General features: G+C 64.1%; 22 protein-coding genes. 14 read left to right on the top strand and 8 right to left on the bottom strand.

What is annotated here, in order from left to right; all coding sequences use genetic code 11:
* Positions 1 to 2: 2 nt before the first annotated feature.
* The 4 genes from H6718_10705 to H6718_10720 form a co-directional block, all read right to left on the bottom strand.
* Complete coding sequence (locus H6718_10705; protein MCB9585857.1) at positions 3 to 797, bottom strand: hypothetical protein; 795 nt, start codon at positions 795 to 797, stop codon at positions 3 to 5.
* Entirely contained in the window at positions 794 to 2,269 is a 1,476-nt protein-coding gene (locus tag H6718_10710; protein ID MCB9585858.1) for a hypothetical protein, read from the bottom strand. The genes H6718_10705 and H6718_10710 overlap by 4 nt, the downstream gene beginning before the upstream one ends.
* An 84-nt stretch (positions 2,270 to 2,353) precedes the next feature.
* Positions 2,354 to 3,577, bottom strand: coding sequence for a helix-turn-helix transcriptional regulator (locus H6718_10715; protein MCB9585859.1), 1,224 nt, complete (start codon positions 3,575 to 3,577; stop codon positions 2,354 to 2,356).
* A 121-nt stretch (positions 3,578 to 3,698) separates the two neighbouring features.
* A complete protein-coding gene (locus tag H6718_10720; GenBank protein MCB9585860.1) occupies positions 3,699 to 4,331 on the bottom strand; it encodes a helix-turn-helix transcriptional regulator in 633 nt (210 codons plus the stop codon).
* A gap of 41 nt (positions 4,332 to 4,372) precedes the next feature.
* Between H6718_10720 and H6718_10725 the strand changes: the two genes are divergently transcribed.
* The gene (locus tag H6718_10725) at positions 4,373 to 5,419 is read left to right on the top strand and encodes a serine/threonine protein kinase (GenBank protein ID MCB9585861.1); all 1,047 of its coding nucleotides are present in this window, start codon (positions 4,373 to 4,375) and stop codon (positions 5,417 to 5,419) included.
* 2 nt (positions 5,420 to 5,421) lie between these two features.
* Here H6718_10725 and H6718_10730 read toward each other — a convergent pair whose 3' ends face one another.
* The gene (locus H6718_10730; protein ID MCB9585862.1) at positions 5,422 to 6,030 is read right to left on the bottom strand and encodes a sigma-70 family RNA polymerase sigma factor; all 609 of its coding nucleotides are present in this window, start codon (positions 6,028 to 6,030) and stop codon (positions 5,422 to 5,424) included.
* Between the two features lie 138 nt (positions 6,031 to 6,168).
* On the opposite strand from H6718_10730, the gene H6718_10735 reads away from it, so the two are divergent.
* From H6718_10735 to H6718_10750, 4 genes are all read left to right on the top strand, one after another.
* Positions 6,169 to 7,230 carry a ferritin-like domain-containing protein gene (locus H6718_10735; GenBank protein ID MCB9585863.1) on the top strand — a complete coding sequence of 354 codons (1,062 nt, stop codon included), beginning with the start codon at positions 6,169 to 6,171 and terminating at the stop codon, positions 7,228 to 7,230.
* Positions 7,231 to 7,392: 162 nt separating this feature from the next.
* Positions 7,393 to 8,154, top strand: a complete 762-nt coding sequence (locus H6718_10740) for a TetR/AcrR family transcriptional regulator (protein MCB9585864.1) — start codon at positions 7,393 to 7,395, stop codon at positions 8,152 to 8,154.
* A 241-nt stretch (positions 8,155 to 8,395) separates the two neighbouring features.
* On the top strand, positions 8,396 to 9,613 hold the full coding sequence (locus H6718_10745) for an acyl-CoA dehydrogenase family protein (GenBank protein ID MCB9585865.1): 1,218 nt from the start codon (positions 8,396 to 8,398) through the stop codon (positions 9,611 to 9,613).
* Between the two features lie 38 nt (positions 9,614 to 9,651).
* Positions 9,652 to 10,869: an acyl-CoA dehydrogenase family protein gene (locus H6718_10750; GenBank protein ID MCB9585866.1), complete on the top strand. Its 1,218-nt coding sequence runs from the start codon at positions 9,652 to 9,654 to the stop codon at positions 10,867 to 10,869.
* A 43-nt stretch (positions 10,870 to 10,912) separates the two neighbouring features.
* Here the strand turns inward: H6718_10750 and H6718_10755 are convergent, their stop codons facing one another.
* A complete protein-coding gene (locus H6718_10755) occupies positions 10,913 to 11,830 on the bottom strand; it encodes a hypothetical protein (protein MCB9585867.1) in 918 nt (305 codons plus the stop codon).
* Between the two features lie 395 nt (positions 11,831 to 12,225).
* Between H6718_10755 and H6718_10760 the strand changes: the two genes are divergently transcribed.
* From H6718_10760 to H6718_10770, 3 genes are all read left to right on the top strand, one after another.
* Entirely contained in the window at positions 12,226 to 12,642 is a 417-nt protein-coding gene (locus tag H6718_10760; protein MCB9585868.1) for a hypothetical protein, read from the top strand.
* A gap of 13 nt (positions 12,643 to 12,655) precedes the next feature.
* Positions 12,656 to 14,089, top strand: coding sequence for an AgmX/PglI C-terminal domain-containing protein (locus tag H6718_10765; GenBank protein ID MCB9585869.1), 1,434 nt, complete (start codon positions 12,656 to 12,658; stop codon positions 14,087 to 14,089).
* Positions 14,090 to 14,165: 76 nt separating this feature from the next.
* Positions 14,166 to 15,092 carry a hypothetical protein gene (locus H6718_10770; protein MCB9585870.1) on the top strand — a complete coding sequence of 309 codons (927 nt, stop codon included), beginning with the start codon at positions 14,166 to 14,168 and terminating at the stop codon, positions 15,090 to 15,092.
* Positions 15,093 to 15,112: 20 nt separating this feature from the next.
* Here the strand turns inward: H6718_10770 and gshB are convergent, their stop codons facing one another.
* Positions 15,113 to 16,048, bottom strand: coding sequence for a glutathione synthase (gene gshB, locus H6718_10775; GenBank protein MCB9585871.1), 936 nt, complete (start codon positions 16,046 to 16,048; stop codon positions 15,113 to 15,115).
* A gap of 99 nt (positions 16,049 to 16,147) precedes the next feature.
* Between gshB and ggt the strand changes: the two genes are divergently transcribed.
* The 5 genes from ggt to H6718_10800 all read left to right on the top strand — a co-directional run bounded on the left by ggt (position 16,148) and on the right by H6718_10800 (position 23,482).
* The gene (gene ggt, locus H6718_10780) at positions 16,148 to 17,857 is read left to right on the top strand and encodes a gamma-glutamyltransferase (protein MCB9585872.1); all 1,710 of its coding nucleotides are present in this window, start codon (positions 16,148 to 16,150) and stop codon (positions 17,855 to 17,857) included.
* 110 nt (positions 17,858 to 17,967) lie between these two features.
* Positions 17,968 to 18,312: a hypothetical protein gene (locus H6718_10785; GenBank protein MCB9585873.1), complete on the top strand. Its 345-nt coding sequence runs from the start codon at positions 17,968 to 17,970 to the stop codon at positions 18,310 to 18,312.
* A 51-nt stretch (positions 18,313 to 18,363) separates the two neighbouring features.
* Entirely contained in the window at positions 18,364 to 21,144 is a 2,781-nt protein-coding gene (locus H6718_10790; protein ID MCB9585874.1) for an NHL repeat-containing protein, read from the top strand.
* A complete protein-coding gene (locus H6718_10795; GenBank protein MCB9585875.1) occupies positions 21,141 to 22,076 on the top strand; it encodes a hypothetical protein in 936 nt (311 codons plus the stop codon). Before H6718_10790 ends, H6718_10795 begins: the two co-directional genes overlap by 4 nt.
* A 125-nt stretch (positions 22,077 to 22,201) precedes the next feature.
* Positions 22,202 to 23,482 (top strand): VWA domain-containing protein, encoded by a 1,281-nt coding sequence (locus H6718_10800; GenBank protein MCB9585876.1) that lies wholly within the window; start codon positions 22,202 to 22,204, stop codon positions 23,480 to 23,482.
* A gap of 19 nt (positions 23,483 to 23,501) precedes the next feature.
* On the opposite strand, the gene H6718_10805 is transcribed toward H6718_10800, so the two are convergent.
* Positions 23,502 to 24,386: a LysR family transcriptional regulator gene (locus H6718_10805; protein MCB9585877.1), complete on the bottom strand. Its 885-nt coding sequence runs from the start codon at positions 24,384 to 24,386 to the stop codon at positions 23,502 to 23,504.
* Between the two features lie 64 nt (positions 24,387 to 24,450).
* Between H6718_10805 and H6718_10810 the strand changes: the two genes are divergently transcribed.
* Positions 24,451 to 25,434 (top strand): MBL fold metallo-hydrolase, encoded by a 984-nt coding sequence (locus H6718_10810; protein ID MCB9585878.1) that lies wholly within the window; start codon positions 24,451 to 24,453, stop codon positions 25,432 to 25,434.
* Positions 25,435 to 25,478: the final 44 nt, after the last annotated feature.

The following is a 25,478-nucleotide window of genomic DNA, read 5'->3' on the forward strand; positions in this document are numbered from 1 at the left end:
GTTTAGCGGCACATGTTTCCGTTCGGAAGTGACAAGCAGCGCTGCTTGCCCACGCAGTCAGTGTCGGCGGTACAGCTTCTGAAGCAGGTTCCGTCGTCACATATCTGTGCTCCAAAAGCTCCGCAGTCTGCGTCCGTTGTGCAATCCGCGAGGCAGAAGGTGTCGGACTCGCTGTAGGCGCAGACCGACTCCGAGAAGAAGTACCCACCACATTCGGTTCCAACCGAGCAGGGGATGCCCGCGGTGCTTTGTGGGGCAGGCGAGACGCCCCGTACTTCTACATGCACCGTTAGCGGTTTCCCCGCGGTAGGAGCTCCGTCGAGGGTGAACACCCCATCGGTCAGAAGTAGGAGGGCGGGAGTGCTGCTCCCGATATTGTTCCCGCGCCCAACGAAGCCAAACGCAGTGTTCAAGAAGTTGAAGCCGTCGAGCACGTTGCTCACCTGCGGCGCCGTCGTATACATCGACACTTGGGTTTGATCGGCTCCCACCGCGCTGACGATCAGAGCGCTGTCGTCGTAGTGGCAAACCGCCGTTGCGTTGAGCGTTACGTCCTCTCCAAACAGCTTGCCGACGACATCGCTCTCGAGGCTGATGGGAGGATCAGACGCTGTTCCTGGGACGCAACGAAACGTCCCTGCGAACGAGTTGTCCGCCAGTGGCTGGCACTCCCCGCTGGTGCTGCAGAACTCCCCACGTGCGCAGCCGCCGTTGCCGCTACAGGAGATTTCAGGGTCGTCGCCGCCGCATCCCGCGAGCAGCAGCCCGACCAGGCTCAGGCCAAAGTAGCGAATCATTGGGTCCTCACTTCTGGCGTGACTTGGACCGGCACGCTGCGCTCGATCGTCTCCTTCGCTTCCTCCGCGGTGACTGAGCCCGAGAGCACGACGAACAGCGTGTTCGAGTGGGTGTTCGTCGCAACGAGTCCGCCATTGGCCTCGTCGAGCGCATAGAAGTCGCCCGTTGTCCGCGTGAAGCTCAGGCCGATCGTCGAATCGAAGCTGCCCGAGGTGATGCCGAGGCCGAGGCTGCCTCCCATTTCACGCTCCCTTGTCTGCCACTGAATCGGCTCGTCCGTGGGCAGGGGATCGATGTAGAAGCCGCCAGCGCGCAGCGCGAACAAGGCGGAAAGGGACAGCTCGACGCCTGCGTGGATTTCGATGCCTTGCGCGATCTCGTGCGTTCCTTCGATGCGTTCATCGCGGTCGCGAACGATGTCGCCCGTCTCATACTGCGTGACGTGGCGCACGCCGTGTCCCGACAGCGCGTCGACCCGCGATGCGCGGTAGACCAAATCGAGTGCGGCGGAGAAGTGCTCTCGGTCGTCCCAGGCCACGCCGAGACCAACTCGTAGCGATTGATCGTTGCGCCAAGTTTCCGCGTGAAAATTCGTGTCCTGGCTGAAGTTGGTTACGCGACTCACGTCAGCCGGATCCGATGTGGTATCGCTGAGCGTCGTGGCACCATCCACGCGGCCCCACAGATTGATGGTCGGCACGTGCAGGCTCAGCCCCAGCCACAGAGACTCGAAGACGTTCACCTGAGTCCCAATGACCGGCGCGAACGCCAACGTCTCCCGCTTGAGCGTGAAGCTCTGCGCGTTGTCTGAGGTGGCGGCGTTGTTCCCCAGCTGAAGGAAACGACTCGAGCTGTTCGTTTCATCCCACACCGTGTAGCGCGCGAAGAGCGACGCCCCGAGCCGCAGCCGCTTGCCAACGCTCATCGCGTAGCTCGGGCCGAGGTGATACGCGGTGAAATCGCGCTTGATAGTGACGTCCTCGAGTAGTCGTCCCGCGACGTTGGTGAGCCTAGCGTCGAGAGAAGGGCTCAGGCGAAAGCGCTCGATCTCGGGGATCACCAACGCGAAGCCGGCCAACGCCGTGAAGTCCTCACTGCTAGCGATACGCTTGAAGTACATCACGGAGCTCGGAAGCTCGAAGGTGTTCGAGCTGGTGTTGGTCTCGTCGTCTATCCGGGTCGGACCGAAGCTCGCCGGGAACCCGCGGGGAAAGAACACCGTCTCGACACTGCGCTCGCGGTAGGCGAACAAGCTCGCGGAAACGCCGAAGATGTCGTTTGGAACCCCGGCCAGCCCCGCCGGGTTCAGATAGGGCAGCGCGGAATCGTTGCCGGCCGCGATCCCAGCGCCGCCCATCGTCGCCGTGCGTCCTCCGATAGGAACGTGTTGCTGCGCCAGGCCTTCTGAGCTGGACACACTAATGAACAACGCACAGAGCACAGCGGCCCCCGAGCGCACTCCGATGATCATGCCGCACGGCTATCAACCCTCCCGACGAGGTAAATGGTCAATTCAGCCAGAGACTTGCGGAATCACGTGGAAATGAATTCGCGTTCAGGCTTCGATCAGCTCTCGCACCGCCAACCTGGACGACACACCCAGCTTGTCGAAGATCCGCTGGATCTGGTTCGCGACGGTGTGCGCGCTGACGCCCCTCTGGATCGCGATCTCACGGTTCGACAAGCCGCTCGCCACCAGTTTCGCGACGTCTTGCTCGGCTGCGGTCAGGCTGCGGGGCACCTGCGCTGCCTGGGTACCGCGCACGCACACCAGGCCGCGGTCGATGGCAGCCAGGGCAAGCACGTCGCTCTCACCACGCGCAAGCAGCGCCCAGGTCTGTGCCAACTCGGCCCGCTTGCTGACTTTCAGCTTGCGCATGCCCTGCCTGAGTTGGGTCGAAACCGTGGAAGGCCGGGAGCCAAGGGCGGAGGCGATCGCGGTCAGCGGATGGCCTTGAGCCGCTAGCTGGCACACTGCGGCCTCCTTGGGTGATAGCCGCGTGATGGACGCGGCTGCGACTGGATTCTCCAGCGCGACAACGAAGCGCTTGCCGTCGGCTTCGAAGCGATCGACCAGAGACCAACGTCCGTCGACCAAGCCTTGCCAGAGCGAGATAGCCCGGGGCGCGTCGGAGCGTCGGGTGTTCGAGCGTGCTTTCTCCATGCTTCGGACATGACGCCGTAGAAGCTCACGTGCCCTCAGGCCCTGGGCTTGCGACTCTGCGTGAACCAGCCGCCCGCTACTCTCCAAGATGGCCACTGGGGTCCGAGCGATCCGCCGTCGCAGTCGCAACCCGTGGCTGAGGTGAATCGCGATTTGACTCCACATGCGGCGTTCCGAGAGACCAACGCGCGCTTCTTCCGGATGAAAGCCCCCGACTAGGACACCCAGCGTGCCGTCAGAGAAGACCATACCGACGCCATCGCGCACTCCCGCCGGATGGGCGAGTTCGTCGAAGCGTCTTAGGTTGTTCGGGGACATCTCGCTGCGAGCTCTGGTGAAGCGAGAGCTTGCGAAAGTCGTCGTGACCTCACCGGGGTCTGGCATCGTCTGCTGGCTCAGCCGCAGCAACTCTGCGATGTTCGGCGGAACATCCCCCAGGGTCCGCACGAACGCGTGCTCGGGTCCGCCTGGGGTTAGGTACATGCCTGTGCAGAATACTCCGAGACCCACGTCGAGGCTCGGCTGCAGAGCATGGGTGAGGCGCGCGAGCCAGTCGTCGAAGCCCTCTGTCAGCGAGTAGCAAACCTCAAGTATGCCTACCGGATCGTGTCGCACCGCAAACACTAGAAGCGAAATGGCCGGGGAACGCAACCGGCCAGCGTCTCAATTTAATATCCGCAAGGAATGAAGTAGCGCGGGACCAAACCCGGTCCGACAAACCCGAGGGGTGCTCGGTTCAAAGCACGTGTTGTGTAGGGTGGCGGCCAATGAACGCCAGGTGAGCGAGCTCATAGCGGTCTGATACCTGCAGCTTGCGGAAAATCGCCGCGAGCTGACGAGCGACGGCACGTGGGGACACACCACACAACATGCTGATGTCTGCGCTGGAGCGCTCGGCCAGTACCAGGGTCAGGACTTCCAGCTCACGTGAGTCGAGCTCCTCTTCTTCCGGTAGTGGCACTGTGGCGGTACGCACCACTAGCGCGTCGGACAGCAGCTGGAGCGCTTCGCAGCCTGGAGACATCAGGATGCTCCAAGTCCTCAGTACGCCGATCGGTGAGCCGGCGCCGGACTTGCGGATCGCCCTCGCAGCCAGCGACGCCGAGGTCCCGACGGGGACTCGGAGATCGAACGCCTGCTCCAGCCGACATCCTCGCACCAGGCGCTCCAGCGCATCGCGCTCGAGGTCACTCAGCGGCGTGCTGGGCGCGCGCTTGCGAATCATCGCGTGCCGATACCCCGGCGGCCCAGGGACGCCGGAGATCAGGAACTCTCCCCGGCAGACCTGCTCCCAAAGCAGGTCGCCACCAATGTCGCACCATTCGCTAGCGGCCCACGAGATGGACGTCGCTAATTCACCTAAGCTCATTTTCAAGCCTCCAGAGAGGCAGACGCAGGCCGGTTCTAGGTGTGAAGGGTCCACTGGAGGTTTTTGTTCGCCCCTCTTCCGCGCTGGGAGCGGGTAGTCTCCCCTTCGTGGTGGACGGCCCGGACACGGAGGCAGACGTCCTCTCGCCAAGCGAGCGGGCGCTTCTGGCGCAGGTGCTCGACGCGCGCCCCATCGATCCGGCGACGCGTCTTCAGGCTCTGCTCGGCACACGCGTCGGCAGGTACCAGATTGAAGCGCTACTGGGGGCTGGCGGCATGGGGGCCGTGTATCGCGCGATGGACGGCGAGACGCGCGCGCCGGTGGCGCTCAAGCTGCTCCATCCGACGGCTCTCGGCGGCAAGGACGAGCGACAGTACCTTGAGTTTCGAAAGCGTTTCCGTGGGGAGGCGCGCCGGGGGCTGATGGTCGCGCACCCGGGCGTCGCACGGGTGTACGATGCGGGTGAGATCGATGGTCACCTGTTCATCGCCATGGAGTTCATCGAGGGTTACACGCTGCGCCGAGAAATTCGCCGACCAACGGCTCCGGAGCTGCCGCGGCGGCTCTCGATGCTACGCCAGGTTGCCGACGTGCTTGCTGCGGTGCACCTTCAGAACCTCGTCCACCGGGACATCAAGCCGGATAACGTGATGGTCGCTGACGGGGGCAAGATCAAGCTGCTCGACTTCGGGCTCGCACGGTTCACGAAGAGCCCCGCGAGAGAGCTCCAAGGGGCGAGCGACTGGACCACTCAGGTGGCCACGCGCGGCGGAGTCATTCTCGGAACGCCTCACTATATGGCACCCGAGCAAGTGTTGGGGCAGCGCCTGACGCCAGCTGCTGACATCTTCGCCTTGGGCATCACGGCCTTCGAGTTCTTGTCCGGTGAGCGCCCTTTTCGTGGGGCCAACTCGATGCACGTCATGCTGTCGATCGCGCGCGATGAACCGCTTCGCCTCGAGGATACTTTCCCTGAGGCAACGCCAGCGGTCTGTGAGCTAGTCGCTGGTTGCCTACACAAGGATCCGCTCGAACGCCCCTCCGCAGAGGCACTCGAACGGCAGCTGGCAGCCGTGGCGGTGGCGTAGCCTCATTCGTTCGGTAGCAGTCCACGTTCCCGTGCGAGCTTCTGCAGGCGATCCCGCGCCAGCTGGGCGCGCTTCCTCAAGCGTGCCGCCTCTTTCGTTCTGGCATCTGCCGGCAGAGCGCCGCTGATCACTTCGACCACCTCGTCCCAAGACATTCCACGCTCGAAGCGCAGGGTGAGTAGCTCGCGGTCTTCTTCAGAGAGCTGCTCACGTAGCGCCATGACTTCCTGCTTGCGCTCGCTCGCGTAGTGGCTCGCCGTCGCCGTGCGGATACGAGCGGCGAGTTCCTGTAGTTCAGGCGCCTGGGACAGGGGCACTGCGCCTCGGCCAACCACTCCACGCTGACGGATCAGATCGACGGCAGCGTTGCGCGCGAGGCGATAGAACCAGCTCCTCAGGCTGCAGCGCCAGTCGAACTGATCGAAGCTTTGCCAAAGGCGCTCACAAGCAAGCGAGAAGGCGTCTTCGGCTTCCGCCCGCGACTTCTGGCGAGCCACCAAGAAGCCGAGCACCTCGGCTCCGAGTTCCTCCAAGGTCAAAACGACCGCAGCGTCGGCGTCGTGGGCTAGCAACACGGCCCGCACCCGGCTCTCTAGAGGCTCTTCGCGCACCATCCAAACATAGTTCCTGGCGGCGCCTTGACCCGGTCGGGAATTCTGGCACTATCCCCAAGCCAACCGGTTGGTTTGGGTTAGTAATCAAGCGAACCGGCCCAGCAGCCAGGCGTGAAAACGGGGGGAAAGTCGCCGATGTCGTCGATCAAGCAGGTGAGAAAGCAGCTCAAGGTGCCGGTGGCGGTCGCCTCGGCGGTGTCTCGAGTCTTTGGTTTGGCGGTCAAGAGTCGCTTCGGTCGGCACCGGCGCTGGCCGGAGCAACAGGTGCTGATCGACGAACCTCTGGCGCTGGCGGAAGAGCGCACCCACCGCCTGCGGCGCATCTACACCAACGCGATTCGCGACAGCTGGGACGGCCATGAAGTTTTCCGCGCGGCAGTCCACAAGCACGGTGGCATCCAGCTGTCTCGGGAGAAACGCGAGGCGCTCGCGCACCTCATGAGCATGCTGATGTGGGGAGAGCTGGCCGCTTGGTACGTCTCGGCTGAGCTCGCTGAGCAGCTCGAGGACCTGGATGCTCGCATGGCGGCCTCGAGCCAGGTCTTCGACGAGGCTCGGCACTTCTACGTGCTGCGGGACTACGTGGCGTTGCTGCACGTCCCCGTTCCGCCTCTGGACCCGTATTTTCAAGCCGCGGTTCGCTCGTTGCTCTCGGCTGAGGACCTGACACTCAAGCTGTTCGCGATGCAGCTCTTGGCCGAGGGTACCGCTCAGTCGATCTTTGGTTTCCTGGCGGAAGCAAATGTCGAGCCGGTGCTGAGCGAGCTGCTACCGCTGATCGAGAAGGACGAAGCACGCCACGTCGGCCTTGGCGTCATGCACCTGCCGTCGCGTTTGGCTAAGCTCGACGCCAGACAGTGCCAGCGCATCGCGGCTCACACCGAAACCATTGGGGATATGTTTGCCGCCACGCAAATGCGCATGATTCCCCACTATCGCGCGCTGGATTTGGACCCGCGGGAGCTGTTTCGCCGCGCCGATCGGCTACTCCACGGCTTGGGACAGAAGCTCGGCAATGTGCCTGGCACCGACCAATCATACTTCCGCACCATCGACCCGACGCAGCCGTCCTATCAGGCTCAGCTCGACTTCGTGCTCCCCCCGGACGGCGCTTCGCCGAGCGGTGGTACCGCGTGGTTGTACCGTGTCGTCGAGCTCGGCGCGCGAGCCATGGGAGCGCGCTCTCACGCTGCGTGACCGCTCCGTCTCGCATAACAGTGCAAGCAACTGTGCAAGTTGCGCAACGTTGCACAACCTCACGATCGAGTTGGTTCAACCAGCTGAGACAATGTGTTCTGTCCTGCAACATCATGCTGGAAGTTGATTGACGATGAAGGTCTCCGGGAGGAAAAGACATACATGTCTGCCAGCCAAGAGTCTTCAGCCGCTCTCGCCGAGTTCAAGGGAAACGTTGAGCCCGCGCCCCGGAGCGAAGTGGGTGTTGGATCCGTGACGCGCCTCAGCGCAGCCAAGTCTCCCGACGCGGCGCCCGAGTCGGGTCGGTCGCCGTCGAGCGACAACTCGCGCGAGCGTATCCACGCGGCAGCGCGGAGCCTGATCAGTCGTTATGGTTTCGACGGCGTCAGCTTGCAAAAGCTGGCTGATGAGGTGGGCCTACATAAGAGCACACTCTTCCATCACTATCGGAACAAGCAGCAAATCGCGGAAGAGGTGCTGGAGGCGACGGTGGCCAGCATCGTCGCTCACATGGAGCCGCTACTTGGGGCCGAGCAGAAGTCCTTAGAGCAGATGCTCGAGCTGAGCGACCGGTTGGTCGATCACTTCTCCGAGCAGCCCGACGCCGCTCGGCTCTTGCTGGCAGCGATGGTCGCCCCTCAAGATTCAGCGGTTCACAACGCAGGCATGAGCTCGGGCGCGGTGGAGCGCTTCTACGTGTTGCTGCTTGGCTGGCTGGAGGGGGCGCGGGAAGCAGAGGCGATCGGTCACGTCAGCATCCGCCAGTCGGTGTTCGCGCTCATGGGGCTGATGCTGGTCTACCCCGCAGTCGCTGACGTCGAGTCGATGATCATCGGCTCAGAGCCGTTCAGCGAAAGCGCCCGTCGCATGCGCAAGCAAATGCTGCGCGCCGCCATCCAAGGCATGTTGCGCCCCGAGGCCTGACCCTCTCCCCCGCGCCTGTCGATCCGGCGGCTTCAACTTCAGCCGCATCTCAGTCAAACCCCTCCGATTCGAAGCCCGATTGAGCGCAGCTCACGGGTTTGGGGGTGAGGTACGCCTCGAGCCCGCCCAGCTCTGCCGAGAGCCCTCCATCGGGCCTGCGTGGTGCTTGCTCGCTCTATGGAGCGCCACTATACAGGCTGCGTTGGTCAGCCTTTTGGGGGCGGCCGGACAGCGAGGCAAGATGATCTCCTTCGAACCCACCGAAGACCAACGCCTGATCTCCGAGACGGTGCTCGAGTTCGCGAAGACGACGCTGTCTCCGCGGGCACGCGAGTTCGAGAAGGCTCAGAGAGTGCCTGCCGACGTGCGTTCGAGCGTGCAGGAGATGCAGCTCGGGCTCGCGGCTTTCCCCGAGGAAGCAGGCGGGCAGGCGCTGGGCCTACTGACCAGCGTGATCATCAACGAGGAGCTCGCGCTGGGAGATCCCGCAGCTCCCTTTGGCCTGCCCGGCTTTGGTGCGTTCCCGCTGTTTGCGCTGGAGCTTGGCGGGTCGCGCGCTCCAGAGCTCTTGAAGCCGTTCACCCTGGAGGGCGAAGGCTGCTTCGGTGCTGTCGCCTGGAGTGAGCGCAAGGCACTCAGCGAACGCCCTGGCTTCGGCTGCGTCGCGAAGCGAGAAGGTTCCGGCTACGAACTCACCGGGGAAAAGTGCTTCGTCGGCAGCGCCGGCTTGGCAGAACAATTCATCGTCTTCGCTCAAGTAGACGAGTCCGCGGGGTGGGACGGGCTTGGCGCGTTCCTCGTGCCGCGGGGGACCGCGGGGCTCAGCGTCGGAGAGCGCCACCGCACGTTGGGGCTCGACTGCGCGGATTTTCGCCCGCTGAAGCTCGAGGGCGTGAAGCTCCCCAGCGAGGCGCGATTGGTCTCGGATCTCATCGGTGAACCCTTCACGCGGGCAGTCCTACGGGCGTTCGCCAAGTACTCTCTGATAGTTGCCGCGCGGCAAGTAGGTCTCAGTCGGTCAGCGTTCGAGACGGCACGCGAGTACTGCGACATCCGGCAGGCGTTCGGTAAGCCAATCGGTCATTTCCAGGCGGTGGCCTTCACTTTGGCCGACCGGCACATGGATGGAGAAAGCGCCAGCGCCCTCTGCCGCCGCGCGGCCTGGTGCTGGGACAGCGGCAGACCTGAGGAGGAGTGCTTGTTGCGCACGGCGCAGGCAGTTGCTCACGCCCACGAAGTAGCGATGCGCTGTGCCGATGATGCGGTCCAGCTCCACGGTGGCGCTGGCTTCATGCGGGATGTGATCGTCGAGAAGATGATGCGTGACGCGAAGCAGATGGCTCTGGTCGGTCTGACCGCGGAACACATGGATCAGCTCGCTGCCAACCTCGAAGTGCGAGGCAAGCTGGACTCAGCCTTGGTCCTCCCAACCCCCGAAACCCAGAGCGTGTTCGTTTGACTCGACACGGCGAGTGACACGTCGAGAAGGATTCAGCCATGTTCGAGTTTTCGCTGAGCGACAAGCAGAAGCAGCTCAAAGAGGCGTTACGCGGTCTCGGTAAGAGCGTGATCCGTCCGAGCAGTCTGGAGTGGGACCGTAACAAGGACATCCCACTCGAGTTCTTGCGCAACTTCTACATGATGAGCGCGAGCATGCGTGGCGGAAGCTCCACGATGACCGAACTCACGGAGGGCTCCACCGGCTCCGAAGGCGGCCCTTCCTCGGGGAATCGAACTGCGGCGATCGCGGCAGAAGAGCTCGCCTGGGCCGATGCTTCCATCATGCTGAGCGTTCCTGGCGCTGGCCTCGGCGGACCGCCAGTGCGATCGTCGGGAACTCCCGAGCAGCGGGAGCGCTTCTTCGGCGTCTTTCGCGATATGTCCGACGAGCTGCGCTGGGGTGCCTACGGATTGACGGAGCCCGGGGCAGGCAGCGACGTCGCCAGCATCCGCACCAGCTGCCGCAAGGAAGGTGACCACTACGTCCTAAACGGCCGCAAGTGCTACATCACCAACGGCGGTCGCGCCTCCTGGGTGGTGATCTTCGCGACCATCGATCCGACCCTCGGCCGCGCCGGACATCGCGCCTTCGTCGTCGAGCGGGGTACCCCAGGGTTCTTCGTTGGCAAGATCGAAGACAAGCTCGGTCTGCGCGCGAACGAGACCGCGGAGCTGGTGCTCGAAGACTGTCACGTGCCGGTTGAAAACCTGCTTGGCGGAGAAGAGCGCTATCAGACGAAGGAAGGCTTCATGACCGCCATGAAGACCTTCGACAACACGCGTCCGCTAGTGGCTGCGATGGCGTGCGGCATCGGCCGTGCTGCCTATGAGTACGCCCGAGACTTCGTGCGGGACAACTACCAGCTGAGCCGCCCCATCCCACGCTACGCTGCGATCGCGGAGCGCCTAGCCCGGGTGAATCGTAACCTAGAGGCCGCGCGCATCATGGTCTGGAAGGCGGTCTGGATGGCTGACCAAGGCATTCCAAACGCCAAGGAATCCAGCATGTCCAAGGCGCTCGCGGGTCAAGCGGCGATTCGAGCATGTATCGACGCGATCGAGATCTGCGGAGCACACGGTACGTTGTCCGAGGATCATGCGCTGCTCGAGAAGTGGTTTCGTGACATCAAGGTCTACGACATCTTCGAGGGCACCGGGCAGATCCAGCGCATCGTGATTTCGAAGCGCCTGATGAGCAACTTGCGGGGCTTCTAGTTCAGCGAATCCGTGATTCGTTGAACAAAATCAACACAGCGTTTCAGTCTTCCCGGCGCGGACGGAAGAAGCCATTCAGCTCGTATCCGTAGGGACCCAGCCTGCTGGTCTCTAGTTTCCCACTGCTCGCGTGGTAGCTCCCCCAGAGCCCGCTCGCTTCGCTGTAGACCCACACTCGTCGTCCGACACCCCCGCTGGCGCTGCCGCTTGGACCGGCGCCCCATGAAGAGTCCACCTGGAAAATGTGCACTCGCCCGCCTGCGTGAAAGCTCTGCGGTAGCGGGCCGTGCCCAGGGACCTCGGGCGCGGCTCCTTGGGCGGGGATCACATCGTGACTCGCCACGATGACCTTGTGATTGTCTCGCCCGAGGCCGAGCTTGCCTACGTCGCCTGCGCGTACACTCAAGGGTGATACCTTACGGAAGCGTGAGAGCTGGTCCGGGTCGAACCCGTTGCTGCTGCGTCCGATGCCATAGCGCGCTCTGGCGCTGGCTTCACTGACTCCGCGGGTTGCCATGAACGCTTGGCGACAGTATCCGGAGCAGTCGACCCCGATGCCATACGACCACATCATCTTGCGTATGGCGGCGGCTCCCTCGCCGAACTCCCGATGTGCGCCCGCGTCGATCAGCGCTTGGGTCACGCGCACCAAGGTGTGGGGTGTCGCCTTGCCCGTTGCAGTGAGCAAGAGAGCGCCCTGGAGCCGAGTCATGATCTGCGAGGGCAGCACCTTACGGGCACGCTTCAGGGCTTCGCTCGGATTTGTCCCGTAGCCGCCGTTCATACGGAAGTGCGGGTCGACCCACTCGCGTCGACCGTCGACTAGGTAGGGACCGGCGAAGGAGCTGCGAAACGCATCCAGGCGAGCTTGGACTGCGTGAGGTGAGGGGTGACTGGCTCTCGCGCTCGACTCCGTGGACGCGCGTGGTCGCTGGCCGTTCGCGGTTCGACGCACACTCACTAGGTGAGCTACGCCTCGGTCTACACTGCTTGTTTCCTCGCGGACTCGCGCTGGCCTTGGGCTGCCGCCTCCGGACTCTTCGCTCGCGCGTGCGGTGTTTGGGCTGCGCACTCGTGTCACGCTCATAGAGCGCTCTCGGTCGTCTTCAGGGGTAGTTGTGTGCTCGGAGGAACTACATCACGCGACGTCCATTCTCGGTGAGACCAGCATCAGCCGCGCTTTCGCAGCCGCGGGCGTGGGACCCCACAAACCAAGTGTTCAGCGGGTCGTCGCCCCCGATCTTTGCGGCGCGCCCAGGATTTGAGCGAGGCGGCGCTGGCTTTGCCACATTGATAAGCGGAGTTCGCACGTGCTTCGGCCTGACGGACGGCGAGGGGTCGGCTATTCTGAGGGCGATGCAACGCAAGCTGATTGCGGCAGGAGCTTTGCTGTTCCTAGGCCTCTCGCTCACTCCGAGCCAAGCGTCCGCTCAGAAGAAGAAGGGCAAGGACGCCTCGGCCAAGGAGGAGAAGGCGGAGGACAAGTCGAAAGGCGAACCTGAGAAGGCCGAGGAGCGAGGCAAGGGCAAAGGCGAAAAGGCCAGCCCAAAGGCCGAAGACACTTCGGGGATAAAGGTCGAGAAGGTCGAGAAGGGCGACGAAGGCATGAAGACTTACACCTTCGGACCGCAAGAGGTCGAAGGTCGCCTCAAGTCGCCTCAGATCCAATACTTCCTGCGTCGTGTCCGCGCGGAGTTCGAAGCCGGCGCCCTCGGCCATCGTTCGTTCCTGCGCGAACTTTCCTACACTCGCCATCATCCTTCCCTGCGGTAACGAGAGCTAAAGCATGACGACGCAACCTATGGCAACTCAGGGACGGACTCCGGGAGCAGCCATCTCGCTGCGCGCTGCGGCGGTCTGGGGCACGAACGTCGTGGCGGTTCGCGACCTCGGCGGTGGCGAGTCGTTCGTCCTGGGAGACCACGAACGCGCGGTTCTGCCGAAGCCCGACGGCGTGCCGATGGCCGACGCCCCAGTCCAGGCCATGGCGGGCGGTTGGCAGCTGGATTGCCGAGGCTGCGTTGGGGGCGTCGTGTACCTGCGCGGCCGCCAGGAAAACCCAGCGGACCTCGGTCGCAGCGGCGCACCCGTGCCGATTGTTGCTGGGGACTACGGGCTGCTGCAGTACGGCTCGTTTTCGATCTTCTTTCAGTTCACGGAGACGTCAGCTGCACCACGCGGAAGCTTGATCATTCCGTGGGTGCTGCTGGTCGCGTTCATCTTCGCGGCCATGAGCGTCGTCGGGTTCTTGGTGATCGCCTGGCGCCTCGCCACGCCGCCCGCGGTGCCGAAGCCAATCGAGCTTACGGATCGTAAAGAGCTGCTCCTCCGCTTCAACATGAAGGAGGAGGAACCAGAAGAAACGAAGCCCGAAGTCAGCAACGAAGAGGGGCAGGACAAGGGCTCCGGCGTGAAAGACCCGGGAGCTCAGGACAAGAAGGACCAGGGCGGCGGCAAGAAGATCGCTGGCGCTGAGGGCAAGCTCGGCAAGCAAGGGGAGGCGGACGAGACCCGCATGCCCGGCGAGCCCAAGCCCGGCTTGGGCGGCATGAGCGAGGTGCTCTCGAGCGAAGTCGGCGCTGAAGTACAGAAGACCCTCGGCACCATCAGCTCCGTCGCAGATGCGCTCGGTGGCCTTGGGTCCAACGACATCGTGCTCGGGAAGGGACCTGGACTCGGCCTCAAGGGCAGCGGGTCCGGCGGTGGCGGTGATGGCCCCGGCGGGGTTCCGTACGGATCCGGAACTCTCGACACGGGCTGGGGGCCGGGTAAGGGTGGCGGCTATGGCACCGGTCGTGGCGGACCTGGCGGTAAGGGAACTGGCGGCAACGGCAAGGGCGGCAGCGGTGACGGAACCGGGGCCGGCAGCGGGCGTGGCGGCGGCGAGCGTGACGTTGAAGGCAAGGGCGGCGGAAAGAAGACCGGGCAGGGGCTGACACCTCAGCAGATCGCCTCGGTGATGAACTCCCGCTACGGTGCATTCCGCGCGTGTTACGACTCAGCACTTGCACGCGAGCCCACGCTTCAAGGCGGCGCCGCAGCCAGCTTCTCGATCACTCCAGGCGGCAGCGTCAGCTCGGCTAACGTGAGCGGCTCCGTGGGTCCGCGCGTCACCAGCTGCATCCTGCGCCAGGTGCGCCGCTTGAGTTTCCCCACGGCGGACAAGCCCACGGGAGCGAACTACTCGTGGAGCTTCCGGCCAAGTGCGAAGAAGAAGTGAAGCGCTCGCTGGCATCGACTTCGCATTGCTTGATTCTTAAGGCGTTTCGCGGCGCTGGTCGCGGGAGAGAACTTCAATGATTGCTTGGAATATCAAAGCGTTGCGCTCTCACCCCCAAACCCCCTTGGCGGGGGCACGCGCCTCCGCGGCGTGGGCTACGGGCCTCGTGTTGGTGGGCGCCCTGGCGATCACGGGTTGCGGCAACGAGGAAGAGACGCGCACCCTCAACCCGCAGCAAGTCGGCATGACTCCCGACGTTGCGCCGATCTTTGATGATGGCGAGACCCAGCTTTACGAAGTGAAGCTGCCGGTGCGCTTGCCCGTTCGCAAGTCGACCCAGACCGAACGCCAGAGCGGTCGCCAAAATCGCATCGATCCCTACGAGCGCTACCCGAGCGTTACTCCGGATGACTACGAGGTTCAGGTCACTTGGGTGATCAGCAACCTCGATGATCAGACGCACACCATCGAGCTGTTGCTCGACCCGTGGAACGAGTTTGGGCGTTACTGGCCTGGACTGCAGGTGGTCGACGCGGAGCGCGGCGAAGTCGCGCCGAACCTCTCAGGTATCGACTTCTACCGTGAACTCAAGCCCAGCAGCGCGGGGGAGGCTTCTCGCTTGCGAGGGACGTTCACCTTCGACGACATGACGGAGGTCACTACAGACCTGGCCGCGGTGATGAACATCATCTTGCAAGTGCCCCCGCCTCCGCCTGACGAAGACAACGTGATGGGACCCGCGACGTTCGCGAATCACGCGTTCCACATGGGTAACCGCACCCACAACACGCCGCTGACCGACAAGTACGTGCCGCCGGTGATCGCTGGCATCACCGGGTTCGATATCGGCTTCAGAACCACCGAGCAGGCGAACATCGCCCTCGAGTTCGTCGTCGAGATCAAAGAGAAGGATCGCGACCGCGACAAGGTGCTCGACGAAGGCGAGAGCATGGATGAAGCGTTCGACGAGCCGGGTGATTTCATCACCGTCAGCGCGATGTGAGGCGAGCCGCCCCTCGGGCGTCAGCGTCGATTGGCTTCAACCCAGCGAATCACGTCTTGCTCCACCGGGCGACCTAGGTGGCGTGCAAGTTCTTGAATTCCCGTTGGGCTGGTGACGTTGACCTCGATCAGCTTGCCGCCGATTAGGTCGAGCCCAACGAAGTACAAGCCGAGCTTGCTCAAGACGGGCCCCACCTCAGCGACGAGGGCCTGCTCCGCCTGGCTCAGCTCCGTTGGCTTGACGGTGCCACCCACGTGGATGTTCGCGCGAATGTCGTCTTCCCGAGGGACGCGTAGGATTGCGCCGAGAGGTTTGCCGTCCAGCAGCAGGACGCGCTTGTCCCCTTCTCGCACCGCAGGCTGATACTCCTGCACCAGGGCGAGCTGCTTACCCTCGTGAGTCAGCACGTCGACGATGGCGCGCGCATTGCGGTCCGACGACGTGAGCGAGAGCACACCCATGCCGCCCGCGCCGTCCAGCGGCTTGATCACCCCTTGACCACCGACTTCGGTGACGAAGTCGAGGATGCGTTGCCGATCGCTCGTCACCAGAGACTTCGGCATCAGGTGTGCGAACTGGAAGGCAAACAGCTTCTCGTTTGCTGCCTGCAGTCCGCGCGGGTCGTTGACCACCAACGTCTGATCGCGCACCAAATCCAGCTGCTGTGTGAGGTGCAGGTAGTCCACATCGAACGGAGGATCCTTACGGATGAACACCGCATCGAGGTCCGCAAGCTGCACCGTTTCGGGTCCTCCGATGCTCACGTGGGAGGCCTCTTCGCTGACGCTGATGGGCCGCACGTCCGCAAACAAATCACGACCTTGATGGCCGATGTTGCGGGGAAGACAGTGCAAACACGTATGCCCCAGCGCGCGAGCGCCGCGCATGAACGCGAAGCTCGTGTCCTTGTCGTGAGACATGGATTCGGCGGGATCCATCACAAACAGCAAGCGCACGCGATACCTGTCTTTCAGCGACTGGCGCGAGGCCGTTGGCTTCGCGCTCGAGAGGTGGTGAAGAGGGTGTAGGCTCCCTATCTACAGCTGGCAATCATGATGGCAAGCACCCACGACACCGTCCTCCACCGGATCCCGACTCTGGCTCGGCGTTCTAGGCCTTCTCAACCCCCGCACCGACTCTTCGCGTTGCTGTGCCTGGCAGTTGCCTTGTGCTGGTCGAGTTCCGGCGTCGCTCAGAACGCAGGTCGCAATGTGGTCAGCTCGGAGAACAAGCTGGCGGCTCAGGAGGCGCTCGCGCAGATGCAAGCCGGCGGGAACGCTGTGGACGCTGCGGTCACCGCGGTGCTCGTCGCGGGGGTCGCCAGTCCAACTTCCAGCGGGATCGGGGGGGGAGGGTTCGCGCTGGTTTGGGACGCGAACACCAAAACCACCTACCTGCTCGATTTCCGTGAGGTGGCGCCAAAAGCCGTAGATGCAGCCGCCTTCGAAAGTCGCCCCTTGGCGTGGGACCAGCGTGGCAAATACGTCGGCGTGCCTGGTGAGGTAGCCGGCCTCTACATGCTGCACAAGAAGTATGGCAAGCGCACCTGGAAGCAGGTCGTGGAGCCCGCAATCCGTGCGGCAAAGAAGGGCTTCCCCGTTGAGAGCCACCTGGCGAAGATGCTCGCTCAAAGCGCCAAGACGTTGACTCAGGACGCTGGCATCGCTGCCGTATATTATCCGAACGGAAAACCAGCCGCACAGGGCAACCTCTTGAAGAACCCCAAGCTGGCGGCCACGCTGGAGGCCATCGCGGAGCATGGCCCAGAAGCGTTCTACCAGGGCCCCATCGCCGAGGACATGGTCAGCAGCGTCAAGGCGGCTGGCGGCGCCTTGAGCCTGGAAGACCTGAAGGCGTACAAGCCTATCGAGCGCAAGCCCCTCAGCGCCACCTGGGAAGGCTATCAGGTGTATACGATGCCGCCGCCGAGCGCCGGCGGCATGATGCTGATCGAAGCCTTGCGGCTGTTCAAGAAGCCCGAGCTAGTGAAGCTCGGGCGCGACACGGGTGCCTATCAGCACCTGCTGGCCGAGGCGATGCGTGGTGCGTTCGCCGACCGTGCGCGTTACCTTGGGGATCCAGCGTTCGAGAAGTACGACGTGGAGAAGCTGATGAGCGCCGCCCGCATGCAGGTGCGCCGCAAGAAGATCTCGCTCCATCGGACCCACAACATCCCGCGCTTTGGCCTCGAGGAGCACGGCACGCATCATCTGGTGACCAGCGACGCAGCTGGCAACATGGTTTCTCTGACCACGACCGTGAACCGCTTGTTCGGCGCGAAGCTCACCGCGACGAATAGTGGAGTCCAGATGAACGACGAGCTGGACGACTTCACTGCGAACAAAGACGTCGCGGCGTTCGGCATGAAACAGTCTCCGAACCGCGCGCGGCCCGGAGCACGCCCGGTGAGCAGCATGACGCCGACGATTGTGGTCGAGAACGGTGTGCCGGTGCTGGGCATCGGTGGCTCCGGTGGCACGACCATCGCCACCAACGTGACGCAGCTGGTGCTGGCGCGCTTGGCGTTTGGCGTCGACCCACAAAGGTTGGTCTCCGGGCAGCGCTTCTATGTTCCCCCGGGGAAATGGTACATCGCGCTCGAGAAGGGTGCCCCCAAGTCGCTCTGGGAGGACCTCGAGGCGCGCGGCGAAATCGTCGGGACAATGCCCTTCACGACGAGCGCTGTTCAGCTGATCGCGATCGAGAAGGGGCGCAAGGTGGGCGCCGCAGATCCCCGCAAGTCGGGCGCGGCGCTGGGGCGATGAAGTCGTTCTGCGTTGGGCTGCGCCGCGCCGAGCCTTGTCGCTGACTTTTCGGCGCTTTCTCACCCCCAAAAACTTGGCCAAAGCGCGAGAGATCCTCCAACGCTGGTCCGATGTCCGGCAGACCCTGTGAGATTTGCAGCGCTTTGGCGTCGTCGGAGACGGACGGCCTTGGCGCACCCACCCTAGCCGCTGCTCCCGAAGCGGAGAGCAAGCAAGGCGGGGACAAGACGCGGCGGGTGTTGATCGAGGACCGCTTGTTGTCGCTGTGCGATGAGCACGCCGCAGAAATTCAGCTGCATCGGGTGGATTCCATCGCGGAGCTAAGGGAGCTGTTTCAAGAACGCTACGGCAAGCGTTCGCTGGTCTTGCGCCGCAGCCCCCTCGACCGCCGAGTGTTTCCACCGCGGCCGGAAGGGCGACGCATGGCGGACGGGCGTCGCGCGAGCGATCGCTGAAGTCGCGGTCAGCAGCTGACTACTGACAAACGCCGGCGTAGGCTACGTGCGATGGTCCGGGCAGTGCGTAGCGGGGGCGTGCGGCGGCCGCTGGTTTGGATGTCGCTGTTTGCGGCGTTCGTTGCCTGTTCGAGCAGCCACGAAGAAGAAACAGTCGGCAGCGAGTCGAGTGCGGTGGTCGCCGACGCTGAGGCGACCGGAGTCTACGGTCAGGCGGGTGCCTTTGACACCGCGACCTTCAACAAGGGTGGGCGCTCCGCGGATAGCTTGGCGGCGCCGTTCGCGCTGAGCGTTGCCGACGACGACAGCTTGTTCGTCGCTGACACCAGTAACTCTCGCGTGCTGCATTTCCCCGCGGGAAGTACAACGGCGGATCGGGTCTATGGTCAGGCCGGCGACTTCACCCAAGGCCTGGAGAACAACGGCGGGGTGTCTGCGGGCTCGCTGCGCGCGCCTCAAGGGCTCGCCTACTTCACTGGGGATGCTGGCCAGCCCGCGGGATTGTTCGTGGCGGACACCCAGAATAACCGCGTGCTGTTCTTTGACGGGAACTCCACCACGGCGACGCGCGTGGTCGGGCAAGCGGACTTCTCCAGTGTGACTCCTAGCGTCGCGGCAGACCGGCTCAATCAACCGACCGGGCTCGCCGTCTCCTCGAGCGGCGAGCTCTACGTGGCTGACCGTGGGAATCACCGCGTGCTCAAATTTCCACCCGGAAGTGGAACAGCGGACAAGGTCTGGGGTCAGTTCTCTCTAACCACGAACACCGCTAACCTCGGCGGTGTGGGCCCGGCGACGCTGAACGGCCCCGCGGACGTCGCGCTGGACGGCTCCGGTTCGCTGTTCATCGCGGATACCACGAACCGCCGGGTGTTGCGCTACAGCTTGGCCGGCAACATCGTGGCCAACGCGGTTTGGGGCCAATCAGACTTCGCCTCCAACGGCTCGGGCATCGCGGCGAATCGCTTCAGCTACCCTCAAGGCTTGCTCAGCCTGGGCGGCGACCTGCTGGTCTCCGATTCGCTGAATCACCGCGTGCTGCGTTTCTCCACGGCAACAAGCGCTTCCTCTGCGACGCAGGTGTTTGGCCAGCTCGGCGCGTTCGATACCGGAACCGCCAACAAGGGCGGTGTGGGGCCACGCTCCCTGCGCACCCCAGTGGGCTTGGGGGTGAGCAGCGATGGCACGCTCTTCATCGCAGACTCCGCAAATCATCGCACCCTGAGCTACGCGGCGAGCTGCGCCAGCGTCGGCTGTGACGACGGCAATCCATGCACCGACGACGTGTGTGAGGTGAGCGGTGTTTGCAGCCACGGCGTCGCCCAGACACCGCCGGACAGTTGCGTCGGCTTCGCTTGCGATGCCACGAGCTTGGGCTGCAAGACGAGCTGCGCAGGCACAGCAGATTGCCGCGCGGATTACGACTGTATTGCCGGGCGTTGCACCAAGACCTGCAGTGCCCCGGCAGACTGCCTAGGCGGGATCTGCAGCGACGGTTACTGCTGCAACGTGGCGTGCAGCGGGAGCTGCCAGGCGTGCGACGTGAGCGGCAGTGAAGGCACCTGCAGCAACGCTCCCGTCGCGGAAGATCCAAAGCAAGTTTGCTTGGGCTACGGCTGCAACGGCTCAGGCAGCTGCCGCGCAGCGCTGTGCAGCGGCGACGGCGACTGCGAAGCCGGCTTTCGCTGTGCTGGGACTGTCTGCACCAAGGACTGCGGCTCCGACAGCGACTGCTCAGGACGTAAGTGCGTCGACGGCGCGTGCTGCGGTGAGGACAGCTGCGCGTCGGGATCGACGTGCAACTTCGATGCGGCCCACGCCGGCACTTGCATCAAGGCGCAAGGCAGCGACTGCGCGGCCGCGAGCGAGTGCGGCTCAGGAGTGTGCACCGACGGAGTGTGTTGTGACTCCGACTGCCCGGGCACCTGCAAGAGCTGCAAGGTGTCTGGGTTGCGCGGCACTTGTTCGTTCATCCCGGCCGGACAGGATCCCAACGAAGAGTGTCCGACGGACGCCGCTATTTGCGGTGGATTCTGCGACGGCAGTGGCGGATGTCGCCTGACCCAAGCCGGAAGCGAGTGCCGCCAGGCGCGCTGCGAGGATGGCTTGTTGTTCGAGGCGGCAGAGTGCGTCGGCGATGGCAGCGCTTGTCCCGCGAGCACCTCCGCGCCGTGTCCGAACGCCTACGGGTGCGAGCTGGATGGCCGCAGTTGCCGCACCACCTGCACCGAAAACTCCCATTGCGCGCCGGGTGCGGTTTGCGCAAACGGGGAGTGCAAGGCCGCAACGGTGACCCTCTGCAGCGACGATTCGCAATGCGAGTCGGGCTTCTGTGCTGACGGTTACTGCTGCAACTCGCGCTGCGACGGCGTCTGCCGATCATGCGCTGTCAGCGGCACGGAGGGCGTGTGTAGCTATGTGCCGTCAGGCGAGGACCCCGACCAAGAGTGCGGCGCGACCACGTGCAGCGCGACTTGCGATGGCGCCGGCGCGTGCCTGGGTTCTTCCGTGGGGAAGCAATGCGCCGCGGCGAGTTGCGCCGGTGCTAACGTCTTGCTCCAGGCAGCAAGTTGCCCCGGCGACGGCGCTGAGTGTCCCGCCCGCGTTCAGGTGAGCTGTGGCGCCGGCAGCTGCCGCAATGCGGCGTGCACGTTGCGCTGCGCGAGCGATGGGGACTGCTCCGAGGGCGCCAAGTGTTCTAGTGGGGAGTGTCGCCTACCCGCATCGGACGCGGGGTGCGGGTGTCGCGCGAGTTCCCGTTCACCCAAGCAAAGTTGGATGCTGCTTGCGGCGCTGGCCGTCTGGATGCGACGTCGTCGCCGCCCTGCATGACACCTCACGGGTTCAACAAGCTGGCGGCTTTCGTGTACAGCTCGGCTTTGGCTGCGCTGGTTTACGCACGCTCTGCGCCTCCACCCCCGCCTACGTATCCGGACCCAATCGTCGCGCTACCGGAGAATTCAGCGGTGGTGCTGACCGCAAACCTCGAGCGCATGCGACACAGCGAGCTTGGGCGCCAGCTGCTCGACGAATCCGGCGGTGCGGCGCTGCCGGCTGGCGATTGTCAGACGGTGGTTGGGCACGCGGCGCGAGTTGCCGTGGCCATGCCTCGCCTGGAGCACGCCGAAGACGTGGGAGTGCTCGGAGCGGCGTTCAGCGGAGGCTTCAAGGCTGTCGAGATCGAGAGCTGCGTGCGCGAGTCCTTGGCGCGGCGGGGACAGCAGCTGCACCGCGAGCGGGACGCAGAGTTTCTGCGTCTTGGCGCCGGCCCCGACGCGCAGGGGCAAACGGGCGTCGTCGCGTTGCGAGACGACGGCCTCTTGTTGGGGGCTCCAACCAGTTACCTCCCTCAGATGGTCGCCGCTGCGAACCGCAGCGCACCCAATGTGAGAAAGTCGGAGCAGCATCGGTTGCTACGGGAAATCGTGGGCGTGAATGGAACGCTCCTCCTCAGCGCCATCTGGGATCTGCCTTGGTTTCCGGGGGTGAGGGCAGCCGCACTCAGCGCCGACTTCTCTCCAAGCCTGCGTGTCGAGCTCGCGGTGCGGTGCGATGACGAGCTGCGTTGTGCGTCCATCGCGGACCGCCTGCGAGCACTGGAAGACGAACCCATGTTGAAACTGGCAGGCCTGGCTTTGCCGCGCGGTTCTCTGAAGGTGCGGGACCTCGACGGTCTGGTGCGAGGCAGCTTGGATGTTCAGGTGTCCGACGCGCGTCCCTTGTTGAGGCAAGCTTTGGCGCTATTCAAGCCCGTCGCCCAGTAGGCGGCGCACCCACACGGTGTGGTCGGTGGTGCTGCCGACAAAACTTCAAGCCTCAACGAAATCGCGGCTCATATCTGCGCGAGGCACAGGCGACTCAGCTGGCTATCCGCTAAACTACGGTCGCCATGTCGAAGCTTAGCACCTCGCGGAAACAGTTGGAGCTTGCCTCAACCCAGGGCGGCAACCCGGCGAAACGTCGCCGTATCAATGCGGTGCGCTTGGGCGCGGTTTTCGGGGTGGTGGCCCTCGCGTCGCAGTTTGGTGCGTGCAGCCCCACGGGTGGTGGTGGTAGCCAGGTCGGCAACAACGGTGGCTCAGCCAGCAACGGTGGCAGCAGCATCGGTGGCTTCGAGAACGGCGGCTCGAGCAGCGGCGGAGACAACTTCGGCGGCTCATCCTTCGTGGACGCCAACGGCGGCAGCGGCGCGAGCGGTGGCTCCGGCCAAGACGCCTGCGCCGCGGACAACTACGGCGGCAAGCAGATCCCCCTCGATATGTACGTGATGCTCGATCGCTCAGGCTCGATGGATGGTCCAAGCTGGACCGCCGTCGTCGGAGCGCTCACCGACTTCGTGCAGAGCCCGGACTCCGATGGCGTCGGCATCGGCCTACAATTCTTCCCCTCTCCGACTGAGCCGACGTGTCCGATTTTCGCGCCGTGCGGAAATAGCTGCACCAACAACGGTGGCTTCTGCGAGATGTGCGACCCGAACGGCTTCCTGCCCCCGGCGGTTCCGTTCAACACCCTGCCTGGCGCTGCCGCGGGCATCGTCAACGCGATGAACGGCACCTCGCCTGGCGGCGACACCCCCACCATGCCGGCGCTCCAGAGCGCGGCCATCGCCACCACCGCCTACGCCAAGCAGCATCCGGATCGCAAGGTGATCATCGTCTTAGCGAGCGACGGTGTGCCAAGTCGCTGCGAAGATGGCATCCCGCAAATCGCTGCCGTGGCGGCCGCGGCGCTGGCCGAGACGCCGTCGGTCGAGACCTATGCCATTGGCATCGGCGACATTGCGGCTCTCGACGCGATCGCCGCCGCAGGCGGCAGCCAGAAGGCCATCGTCGTGGACACCGCGACCGGCAGCCAAGACTTCTTGGACGCCATGAACGAGATCCGCGGCCAGGCGCTCGGCTGTGAGTACCTGATGCCGACGCCCACCGAGGGCGAGGCGGACCCCGACAAGCTGAACGTGCGTTACACGCCGGACGGTAGCCCTGAGGAAGTATTTCCGCGCGTAAATGATGTGTCGCAGTGCCAGGGCCAACCCGGTTGGTACTACGACGACCCGGCGAACCCGACCAAGATCACGCTCTGTCCCGCGTCCTGCGACCGGGTGAAGAACCTGGGCGGTTCGGTAAGCATCGAACTCGGTTGCGAGCAGATCGTCGCGCCCCCGCGCTAGTCGACGGCGAGCAGCTGGTTCACCAACATCGGGTAGCAGCGAGCTCCGCCGCTAGCCGTTCGGCGACGAAGCGGATGCGCGGTACGTCGAGAGCGCTCTTCGAGACCACGAGGTGCAAGGTGCTCTCGGCGTGCTCTCCCAGATCCAGGTCGAGTTCCACAAACATGTCCTGACGCAGGTAGCGATGCTCTACCCGGCCCAGGAAGATGCCTCCAATGCCGCATTGGGCGGCCCGAAGCTGGACCAGGTAGTCATCGCTTGCAAAAACCGGGCGGAAATCTGGGATCAGCTCAGACAGTATTGAGTTCGGCACCACGTGGTCGAATGGCGGCGCCCAACCGATCCATCCAACATCTGCCAGTCCATAGCCTTTCGGCAAGGAAGCTGCGTACTCCGGAGTGGCCATCGCGGCGGTGTGGTGCGTCAGCGTCGCAAACGAGACGAGGTCACGGTGCTCGGGCGCCTTCCAACGCAACGCGAGATCCGCTTCACGCCGCACGAGATCCGCATACTGGACACTCGCCAACGCATGCAGCTGCAGCTCTGGCCAACGCGTTCTCAAATCTGCGGCGAACGGAGCAAGGAAGCCGTATGCCAGCCCCGGGGGTGCCGTGATGCGCACGACGCCTGCTGGCTCTTGGTCCCGGCTTTCCGCGCGCGACGTGAGCACCCCCGCCCACTCCGCCATGCGCTGCGCTGGCTCTAACAGCTGAGTTCCGCGACTCGTAAGCTTCACACCGTGCGCGCTGCGGTCGAACAACGGGTAGCCTAGGTGCTCCTCCAGAGTTGCTAGGTGGCGGCTCACCGTTGGTTGCCCTAGACGAAGCAGACGGGCGGCGGCGCTGATGCTGCCGCTCTCGGCCACTGCTAGGAAGGTGCGAACGTCCTCCCACGGGATATCCATTTACGGATAACAGTATGCAATCTTTATCGATTTGCATCCAATTCCAGATGGCTAGGCTTCTGCCATGACTCGTCGGCGTCGCGTCTTGTTTGGAGTGATCACCGGGATCGCCTTGTTTTCAGCCACGCTAGCCGTGGTTGGCCTGCCTGCGTCCAGCCACGCGGTGGAACCGTCGGACCTCGGGGTGACCGCGTCGGACGACGCTCTCTTGGCGGATGTCGACCAACCGGGGCCCATCGAGTTCGAGACCTTCGTCGCGGCCGATTGGGAGGTGCCCCTGAGCGGCTTGCTCAACCTGGACGCGCCCGAGGCTCGAGCGGCGGGACTCAGCGACCGAGACGAGCCAATTCAGATCTTCTTCTATTCCGTGCGGCACCCAAAGTTTGGGCTGTTCGTGGTCGACTCGGGGGTCGAGTGGGCTCTTGCCAATCAGCCTGAGAGCTCCTTACTCGGTGGCTTGGTGGGGGACGTGATGCACCGCGAGCGCATCCAGGTGAAGCTCGACATGCGCACCTGGCTCGCCAAGCAGTCGCAGCCGCTCAGCGGTGTCTTTCTCACTCATATGCACACGGACCATATCGAGGGCCTCCCAGACATCCCCCAGGATGTGCCCGTCTACGCCGGAAAGGGTGAGACGCGGGGACGAGAGTTCTCCCATGCGTTCACTGCGGGCATCACTGACGAAGCGCTCGCAGGGCGCCCGCCGGTGCGCGAATGGAATTTCCCTAAGGATACTCGGGGCGTGGTCGACGTGTTCGGCGATGGTAGCTTCTTTGCGCTGCAGGTGCCGGGTCACACGAGCGGCAGCACTGCATATCTGGCGCGTACGACGCGCGGGCCGGTGCTGATGGTTGGGGATACGTGTCACACGGCTTGGGGCTGGCAGCACGGCGTGGAGCCCGGTTCCTTTACGGCAGATCAAGCGACCAACCGTGAGAGCCTCAAGTGGCTCAAGCAGTTGGTGGAGCAGCACCCGAAGATCCAGGTACGCCTTGGGCACCAGTGGCTTCCGGATCAGGCGCCCGTGGCAGCTGGCGCTAGTGAGTGATTGAGCAGCGGCGCGCCTCACCCCCAAACCCGCGAGAAGTACGC

Source organism: Polyangiaceae bacterium (assembly GCA_020633205.1).
Classification (GTDB): domain Bacteria; phylum Myxococcota_A; class Polyangia; order Polyangiales; family Polyangiaceae; genus JAHBVY01.

Coding starts and splice junctions, on each gene's coding strand:
- H6718_10705 (MCB9585857.1), bottom strand. CDS start 797: ATGATTCGCTACTTTGGCCTGAGCCTGGTCGGGCTGCTGCTCGCGGGA.
- H6718_10710 (MCB9585858.1), bottom strand. CDS start 2,269: ATGATCATCGGAGTGCGCTCGGGGGCCGCTGTGCTCTGTGCGTTGTTC.
- H6718_10720 (MCB9585860.1), bottom strand. CDS start 4,331: ATGAGCTTAGGTGAATTAGCGACGTCCATCTCGTGGGCCGCTAGCGAA.
- H6718_10735 (MCB9585863.1), top strand. CDS start 6,169: ATGTCGTCGATCAAGCAGGTGAGAAAGCAGCTCAAGGTGCCGGTGGCG.
- H6718_10740 (MCB9585864.1), top strand. CDS start 7,393: ATGTCTGCCAGCCAAGAGTCTTCAGCCGCTCTCGCCGAGTTCAAGGGA.
- H6718_10745 (MCB9585865.1), top strand. CDS start 8,396: ATGATCTCCTTCGAACCCACCGAAGACCAACGCCTGATCTCCGAGACG.
- H6718_10750 (MCB9585866.1), top strand. CDS start 9,652: ATGTTCGAGTTTTCGCTGAGCGACAAGCAGAAGCAGCTCAAAGAGGCG.
- H6718_10760 (MCB9585868.1), top strand. CDS start 12,226: ATGCAACGCAAGCTGATTGCGGCAGGAGCTTTGCTGTTCCTAGGCCTC.
- H6718_10765 (MCB9585869.1), top strand. CDS start 12,656: ATGACGACGCAACCTATGGCAACTCAGGGACGGACTCCGGGAGCAGCC.
- H6718_10770 (MCB9585870.1), top strand. CDS start 14,166: ATGATTGCTTGGAATATCAAAGCGTTGCGCTCTCACCCCCAAACCCCC.
- ggt (MCB9585872.1), top strand. CDS start 16,148: ATGGCAAGCACCCACGACACCGTCCTCCACCGGATCCCGACTCTGGCT.
- H6718_10785 (MCB9585873.1), top strand. CDS start 17,968: ATGTCCGGCAGACCCTGTGAGATTTGCAGCGCTTTGGCGTCGTCGGAG.
- H6718_10790 (MCB9585874.1), top strand. CDS start 18,364: ATGGTCCGGGCAGTGCGTAGCGGGGGCGTGCGGCGGCCGCTGGTTTGG.
- H6718_10795 (MCB9585875.1), top strand. CDS start 21,141: ATGACACCTCACGGGTTCAACAAGCTGGCGGCTTTCGTGTACAGCTCG.
- H6718_10800 (MCB9585876.1), top strand. CDS start 22,202: ATGTCGAAGCTTAGCACCTCGCGGAAACAGTTGGAGCTTGCCTCAACC.
- H6718_10805 (MCB9585877.1), bottom strand. CDS start 24,386: ATGGATATCCCGTGGGAGGACGTTCGCACCTTCCTAGCAGTGGCCGAG.
- H6718_10810 (MCB9585878.1), top strand. CDS start 24,451: ATGACTCGTCGGCGTCGCGTCTTGTTTGGAGTGATCACCGGGATCGCC.